Below are 5,208 nucleotides of genomic sequence, written 5' to 3'. Positions count from 1 at the left end.
GCCGTCGACAAACGGGATCGCGCCCGCCAGCATGACGATGAACGGCTGGACGATCCCGGGCACTTGGGCGACGAGCTCCTGGAAATTGCTGATGAGCTGATCGATGCGGGAAACTCTGCGTCCACCCCCGCCAAATCGCACCCGCCGACGAGGCGCTGCGACCCACCGCCACCGAGCGGGCCTGGGCCCGGCGCGTCATCGAGTCCACCTTCAGCGCCGAAGCGGTCGTTCTGGTCGACGGCCGGATGGTCGACCGGCCCGTGATCGCCCGCGCCCGCCGCATCCTCGACCTCCCCTCGGAAGGAGCCGGATCGTGACCGGCGAACCAGAACTCGTCGACCCGGCACCGGTGGCCGCCCTCAGCGCACTGCTCAGCAGCGGAGCACCGCCCGTCCGACCCGGTGACCCGCTGCCCCCGCTGTGGCACTGGGTAGCCCTCCCCCGCTGGTCGCCCTCGACGGTCCTCGGTCTCGACGGCCATCCCCGCCGCGACGAGTCCGACGTGCCGGCCGACCTGCCGCGCCGGATGTTCGCCGGTGGCACGGTGACGTTCCACGCACCGATCGTCGTCGGCTCCCGGATCACCCGTCACACGACCGTGCGATCGTCGGACATGAAGCAGGGGCGCAGCGGCCGTTTCCTGTTGCGACAGAACAAAACCACGGCGTATGCCGAAAGCGGCGCTCCGCTGCTGACCGAACAGCAGAACATCGTGTACCGCCCCGCCCCGCCGCGACAGTCGGCACGTCCGGCGCCCAGCCCTCCGCACCCGCGTCGCCGGTGACACCCCTGGAACGGACGCCGCAGGGATGGACCTTCCGCACCGACCCGACGCTGCTCATGCGTTTCAGCGCGGCCACCGCCAACGCCCACCGCATCCACTACGACTGGCCGTACGCGACCACCATCGAGGGATACCCGGGCCTACTGGTCCACGGACCGCTGTCGGCCATCGTGCTGGCCGAAACCCTACGCCTCGACCGTCCCGATCACCCCGTGCAGCGCATCACGCACCGCAACCTGGCACCCTTGTTCTGCGGCACGTCCGCCGCCATCACCACGGCGGCAGACTCGTCAGAGGTCACTCACGGTCACCGCAGGCGCCACCCGCATCACGACGATGACGGCCCAACTGGGCTGACTTGACCTGCGTCACCACGCTGGCTGTCACGTCCAGGAACTGACCGCCGTTGACCGCCGCCTGAACGTCTCGGCGGGTCGAGGCGGGAGGACGGCACCGTGGGCACCACGGTACGGGCCGGATCCATGGGCGGTGGCCCGGGTCGAAGACCTCCGTCGCTGCCGTGTCCGGCTGTTCAGTCGCTGACTCTGCTGCGGGACTGGTACACCAGGTCCTCGTACTCGGGGTGCCGAGCGATCCAGCCGGCGAAGAACGGGCAGGTGGGCAGGACCAGCAGGTTCGCGGCGCGAGCCTCGTCGAGGGCGGTGCGGACCAGGGCCGCTCCCACTCTCCTGCCCTCGTACTCCGGCGCAACCTCGGTGTGGACGAACGCGATGAGTTCCGCGGTGCGGATGTACTGCGCGAGCCCCGCGACCTTGGACTCCCCCTCGATCCGAGCCTCGTACCGCTTGGCTTCGGGCGCGTCGCTGACATTCACTACCATATGTCCTCCATCAGATTCGTCGGGTCGTCACGAAGCAGGGGTGCGGTGCCACCGGAACGGGTTGTCCTCCAGCGCGGAGCGGTCCCAGTGCCCCAGGTTCGCGGCGGCTTCGTAGGTGGTGCGGAGAAACTCGGCGACCGCCCGGTCGGGGTCCGGTGCGGCACGGACGGCCTCGTAGGGCAGCAGGAACTGCTGGTACTCGATGCTGAAGTACGCGCCCTCGGGGAGGATCTGTTGCTCGGCGAAACCGTCGGGTGTGGGGTAGGCGTACGAGTAGAAGGCCCCTTCCTCACCGCCGCCGGGCCAGAACCCGCAGCTGGACAGCTCGCGGGAGTAGCCCTCGACCATGACCCAGTCCCCGCAGTTGGGCATTCCGCCCGGGTGCGGCGGGGCCGACCGGCCGGAGAAGCGGGTGCAGGCCAGGTCCATCCCGCCCCAGAAGAAGTGCACCGGGCTGACCTTGCCGACGAAGTGTGACCGGAACTCGCCGATCACCCGGTTCGCCTGCAACAGCTGTCGCCAGAACAGGGCTGCCGCCGCATCGTCGTAGGAGGCGTGGTGGTGGTCCTCAGCGAAGGGAATCGCCGGGTCGACCTCGTTGGGGTGCGGCCGGATCGGCGCCTCGATCCCGAGTTCGTCGAGCATGGCCATGACCCGCGAGTAGAACTCGGCTACCGCCATCGGCCGCAGCGGGAGGCTCCGCGTGCCGCCGTCGCTGGTGCGGACGTCGAGCTGGTGGCCGATGAAGTCGAACTCGATCTCGAAGGCTGCGGTGCCGTACGGGATGGTCGACGTCGTCAACCCGCGCGGGCTCACGTATAGGGTCACCTGCCACCAATGATTTACCAGCGGGGCGTGCGCCATGCGGATCTTGCCCACGATCTGGGTCCACATGTGCAGGGTGTCGCGGGTGGCGGTCCAGTCCGAAACCCGCAGACTCGGCCAGCTCGTCGATGCCGGGCTTGTCATCGCTATTCACATCCTTACGCTGTGACGAGAGGTGACGGTCGTCGTGGTCGAGCAGAACGCGCCGAGAAGGTCGTCGCGTCAGCGGTACTCGGGGTTGGCGGCGTCCGGATGGACTCCTGCGTCCCAGGCAGTGCGCTGGTTGCCGTAGGCCGGGATCCCGCCGCCATAACGGATCATCGACGCGAGGTGGAGCAAATTGTAGGTCATAAACGCGATATTGCGGTTTGTGAAGTCGTTCTCCGGCCCGCCGGAACCCTCGTCGAGGTAGGACGGCCCGGGGCCGACCTCACCGAGCCAACCCGCATCGGCCTGCGGCGGGACGGTGAAGCCGATGTGCTGCAGGCTGTAGAGGATGCTCATCGCACAGTGTTTCAAGCCGTCCTCGTTGCCGGTGAGCAGGCAGCCACCAACCCGCCCGTAGTAGGCGTACTGGCCCTGCTCGTTGAGTACGCCGGAGTAGCCGTAGAGCCGCTCGATCACCCGACGGGTCACCGAACTGTTGTCGCCGAGCCAGATCGGTCCGGCGATGACCAGGATGTCGGCTGCCAGCACCCGGGTCAGCAACGCGGGCCATTCGTCGGTGTCCCACCCGTGCTCGGTCATGTCGGGTCGGACGCCGGTGGCGATGTCGTGGTCGACGGCGCGAATCTGGTCCACGCTGACCCCGCTCGCCTCCATGATCGCCACACTGCGGTCGACCACCCCCTGGGTGTGGCTACGGCCGGGGGAACGGTTGAGGGTGCAGTTGATGTACATCGCGCGCAGCCCGGTGAAGTCGGGCTTCTCGATCGTGGTCGCGGTCATGGGGTCCTTTCTGGTTGTCGGTCGTGGTTGTCGGTCGCGCCGTCGGCCCGCGCGACATCGATTACTGTGATCCGGCCGCCGTCGCCGGGATCCGGGTCCGGGATCATCATTTCCGGATCTACGAGATAGACCTCGTGACCGTCCAGCGTGAGTCGACGCGCGACCTCCAGGAGCATTCGTCGGGCCACATCGTCGATGGAATGCACCAGGGAGACGTCGAGAACCACTCGGGGCTCCGAAGGCGCACTCTCCACGAGTTCGCGCACGATCCGCTCGGCTCCCGCGAAGCGGATCCCGCCCTGCAGCCGGAGGACTCGGGTCGCGTCCGCTCCGCCGCCTCGTACTCGATTGGAACGCACGACCGCGCGTGCCGCGGGCGGCACCTCCATCACGTGCAGCCCCATGTCGGACGAGAACCGTTCGAACAGCGACACTCCGCGAACGCTGTTGCCGTGCCGGTCCAGTCGAGGCGAGAAGGTGGCGATGCCGAGCTGACCGGGTAGTGCACCGATGAGTCCCCCGGCCACACCGCTCTTCGCCGGAATGCCGACCTGCGTGGCCCAGTCGCCGGCGGCGTCATACATCCCGCAGGTGGCCATGACGCTCAGCACCTGACGGACCACCGACCCGTCCACCACCTGCTCGTTCGAGAGGGGGTTCATCCCACGGTTGGCCAGTGTCGCCGCCATCATCGCCAGGTCTCGGGCGGTCACGAGCACCGAGCACTGACGGATGTAGCCATCGACAACGGCCCTCGGATCCTCGGTGAGGATGCCATGGCTGCGGAGCATGTGCGCGATGGCAAGGTTGCGGTGCGCGTTCTCCATCTCGGATGCGCACACCGTCTCATCGACCGTCAACTGACGGCCCGCGAACGCCGAAAGCCCCTGAACAACGCGGTCGACCCGCTCGACGGGCGTGAGGTTCTCCGCACCGGCGAGGGAGTGAGTCGTGATCGCGCCCGCGTTGATCATCGGATTGCGGGGACGTCCCGTCTCGCTTTCGAGGGAGATCTCGTTGAACGCCTCCCCTGACGGCTCGACCCCGACCTGGGCGAGCACCCGATCGAAGCCACGATCCGAGAGCGCCATCGCGTACACAAAAGGCTTCGAGATCGACTGGATCGTGAACGCGGCATCGACGTCGCCGGCACCGTGCAGCGTGCCATCGACCGTGGCGAAGACCGCGGCGAGACGCTCAGGATCAGCTGCCGCAAGCTCCGGAATGTAGCCAGCCGGCTCTCCGGAGGTGTCCGACTCGACATCTCCGAGTACGTCAGTCAGATAGTCGGGAACGACTGAGCGCATCCGTCCTCCTCGGGTTGTCGCGGCGGCTGTCCGCAGGACCCCGCGCCAGCTCTGTGCAGCTGGCTCGGCGGCGCGTGCGAGTTGGCGGTTCATCGGGGTTACGCCGGTGGTCCTTTCGGGTGGCGTCGGGCGAAGTCCCAGACGATGGCGCTGGCGTCCGGGCCGGCGCCATCGGTGAAGAGGCCGTCGCCGGCCGGATCCTTCGTCGGCGGACGGGCGGTCCGGGTGGCCACGCGCTGGCGCCGCCAAGGGTGTAGTACAGGGTGCCCGCTGCCTGGATGGATTAGCCGTCGTCGTCCATCAAGAGCAGCATGAGGTCGTCAACGATGAGCAGATCGTTCTGTACCGACATCGGCTTCGCGCACATGTGCAGCTCCTTCCTCCTGGTTCTTCCCTCGCCGTACCCCTTTCGTCAGCTCAGCCCAGGAAGGTGCGCAGGGCGGCGTTTACCTCGTCGGCGTGGGTCCAGAGCAGACCGTGTGGGGCGCCTTCGATTTCGACGT

General features: G+C 67.7%; 7 protein-coding genes. 2 read left to right on the top strand and 5 right to left on the bottom strand.

Features of this window, described 5'->3' with window-relative positions:
• Nucleotides 1-313: 313 nt before the first annotated feature.
• On the top strand, nucleotides 314-784 hold the full coding sequence (locus ADK66_RS25440; RefSeq protein WP_053659601.1) for a MaoC family dehydratase N-terminal domain-containing protein: 471 nt from the start codon (nucleotides 314-316) through the stop codon (nucleotides 782-784).
• Nucleotides 781-1,146 (top strand): hypothetical protein, encoded by a 366-nt coding sequence (locus ADK66_RS25435; RefSeq protein ID WP_053659598.1) that lies wholly within the window; start codon nucleotides 781-783, stop codon nucleotides 1,144-1,146. Before ADK66_RS25440 ends, ADK66_RS25435 begins: the two co-directional genes overlap by 4 nt.
• A 170-nt stretch (nucleotides 1,147-1,316) precedes the next feature.
• Here the strand turns inward: ADK66_RS25435 and ADK66_RS25430 are convergent, their stop codons facing one another.
• The 5 genes from ADK66_RS25430 to ADK66_RS32595 form a co-directional block, all read right to left on the bottom strand.
• The gene (locus tag ADK66_RS25430; protein ID WP_053659596.1) at nucleotides 1,317-1,625 is read right to left on the bottom strand and encodes a GNAT family N-acetyltransferase; all 309 of its coding nucleotides are present in this window, start codon (nucleotides 1,623-1,625) and stop codon (nucleotides 1,317-1,319) included.
• A 27-nt stretch (nucleotides 1,626-1,652) separates the two neighbouring features.
• Nucleotides 1,653-2,594 carry a DUF5996 family protein gene (locus ADK66_RS25425; protein ID WP_053659594.1) on the bottom strand — a complete coding sequence of 314 codons (942 nt, stop codon included), beginning with the start codon at nucleotides 2,592-2,594 and terminating at the stop codon, nucleotides 1,653-1,655.
• Between the two features lie 78 nt (nucleotides 2,595-2,672).
• On the bottom strand, nucleotides 2,673-3,398 hold the full coding sequence (locus tag ADK66_RS25420; protein WP_053659592.1) for a flavodoxin family protein: 726 nt from the start codon (nucleotides 3,396-3,398) through the stop codon (nucleotides 2,673-2,675).
• Nucleotides 3,395-4,705 (bottom strand): glutaminase, encoded by a 1,311-nt coding sequence (locus ADK66_RS25415; protein WP_053659590.1) that lies wholly within the window; start codon nucleotides 4,703-4,705, stop codon nucleotides 3,395-3,397. Before ADK66_RS25415 ends, ADK66_RS25420 begins: the two co-directional genes overlap by 4 nt.
• Nucleotides 4,706-4,803: 98 nt before the next feature.
• Complete coding sequence (locus ADK66_RS32595; RefSeq protein ID WP_255353057.1) at nucleotides 4,804-4,938, bottom strand: hypothetical protein; 135 nt, start codon at nucleotides 4,936-4,938, stop codon at nucleotides 4,804-4,806.
• Between the last annotated feature and the right edge of the window lie 270 nt (nucleotides 4,939-5,208).

It is taken from the genome of Micromonospora sp. NRRL B-16802 (genome assembly GCF_001279555.1).
Lineage (GTDB): Bacteria > Actinomycetota > Actinomycetes > Mycobacteriales > Micromonosporaceae > Micromonospora > Micromonospora profundi.
Note: the sequence above shows the minus strand (reverse complement) of the source record. Positions and strands in the feature narration are given on the sequence as shown.

Bases quoted from the DNA above. Each gene is read 5' to 3' on its own strand.
- ADK66_RS25425 (WP_053659594.1), bottom strand. From the start codon at position 2,594: ATGACAAGCCCGGCATCGACGAGCTGGCCGAGTCTGCGGGTTTCGGAC.
- ADK66_RS25415 (WP_053659590.1), bottom strand. From the start codon at position 4,705: ATGCGCTCAGTCGTTCCCGACTATCTGACTGACGTACTCGGAGATGTC.
- ADK66_RS25420 (WP_053659592.1), bottom strand. From the start codon at position 3,398: ATGACCGCGACCACGATCGAGAAGCCCGACTTCACCGGGCTGCGCGCG.
- ADK66_RS25430 (WP_053659596.1), bottom strand. From the start codon at position 1,625: ATGGTAGTGAATGTCAGCGACGCGCCCGAAGCCAAGCGGTACGAGGCT.